The 1,614-nt window shown below is 55.6% G+C and carries 1 protein-coding gene; it reads left to right on the plus strand.

The window, feature by feature from the left end; translation table 11 throughout:
* Positions 1–4: 4 nt before the first annotated feature.
* The coding region (gene rpsA, locus ABYT07_RS20980; protein ID WP_372993931.1) for a 30S ribosomal protein S1 at positions 5–1,614 on the plus strand (1,610 nt) is incomplete at its 3' end.

Raw genomic sequence — 1,614 nt, forward strand, 5'->3', positions numbered from 1 at the left:
CTCAATGGAAGACTTCGAAGCACTTTTGGAAGAAAGCTTTGAAATGGACACGCCCGAAGAGGGCTCAGTTGTCAAAGGCAAGGTTATCGCGATCGAAGCGGGCCAAGCGATCATCGACGTAGGCTACAAGATGGAAGGCCGCGTCGAGCTGAAAGAATTTGCCGAACCAGGCGAAGCTCCCAAAGTTGAAGTCGGCGACGAAGTCGAAGTATTCCTTCGTCAGGTCGAAAACTCCCGTGGCGAAGCTGTTATCTCTCGCGAGATGGCGCGCCGTGAGGAAGCATGGGACCGTCTGGAAAAAGCCTATGCCGCAGAAGAGCGCGTTGAAGGCGCAATCTTTGGCCGCGTTAAAGGTGGCTTTACAGTTGATCTGGGCGGCGCGGTTGCGTTCCTTCCCGGTTCTCAAGTTGACGTGCGCCCCGTGCGCGATGCCGGCCCGTTGATGGGTCTGAAGCAGCCGTTCCAGGTTCTGAAAATGGACCGTCGCCGTGGTAACATCGTTGTATCGCGTCGTGCGATCCTCGAAGAATCCCGCGCCGAACAGCGTGCCGAAGTTATTGGCAACCTGACCGAAGGTCAGGAAGTCGACGGCGTGGTCAAGAACATCACCGAATACGGTGCGTTCGTTGATCTGGGCGGCGTTGACGGCTTGCTGCACGTCACAGACATGGCATGGCGTCGTGTGAACCACCCATCCGAGATCCTGACAATTGGCGAGACCATCAAGGTTCAAGTCATCAAGATCAACAAAGAGACGCACCGTATCTCCTTGGGCATGAAGCAGTTGCAAGAAGACCCATGGGATCTGGTTCAGGCCAAGTACCCACTGGAATCCTCGCACACTGGTCGCGTGACCAACATCACCGATTACGGTGCATTTGTTGAACTTGAGCCCGGCGTTGAAGGTCTGGTTCACGTGTCCGAGATGTCCTGGACCAAGAAGAACGTACACCCCGGCAAGATCGTGTCTACTTCGCAAGAAGTGGAAGTCATGGTTCTGGAAATCGATTCTGCAAAGCGTCGCGTTTCCCTTGGCCTGAAGCAAACACAGCGCAACCCATGGGAAGTCTTTGCTGAGACCCACCCAGAGGGCACCGAAGTTGAAGGCGAAGTCAAAAACATCACCGAATTCGGTCTGTTTGTTGGCCTGCCAGGCGACATCGACGGCATGGTTCACCTGTCCGACCTTTCGTGGGACGAACGTGGCGAAGACGCCATCCAGAACTACCGCCAGGGCGATATGGTTCAGGCCGTTGTGTCCGAAGTTGACGTTGAGAAAGAGCGCATCAGCCTCTCGATCAAAGGTGTTGGCGGCGACAAGTTCGCAGAAGCAGTGGGCGGCGTGAAGCGCGGTTCCGTTGTGACTGTGACTGTGACCTCCATCGAAGACGGCGGCATCGAAGTGGAATACGAAGGCATGAAAGCCTTCATCCGCCGCTCCGATCTGTCGCGTGACCGTGCCGAGCAGCGCCCAGAGCGTTTCTCTGTTGGCGATAAAGTTGATGTACGCATCACAAACGTCGACACAAAAGCACACCGTCTTGGCGTTTCGATCAAAGCGCGTGAAATCGCGGAAGAGAAAGAAGCCGTGGAGCAGTATGGTTCCTCCGACTC

The organism is Sulfitobacter sp. (genome assembly GCF_041552635.1).
In the GTDB taxonomy this organism is placed as follows: domain Bacteria; phylum Pseudomonadota; class Alphaproteobacteria; order Rhodobacterales; family Rhodobacteraceae; genus Sulfitobacter.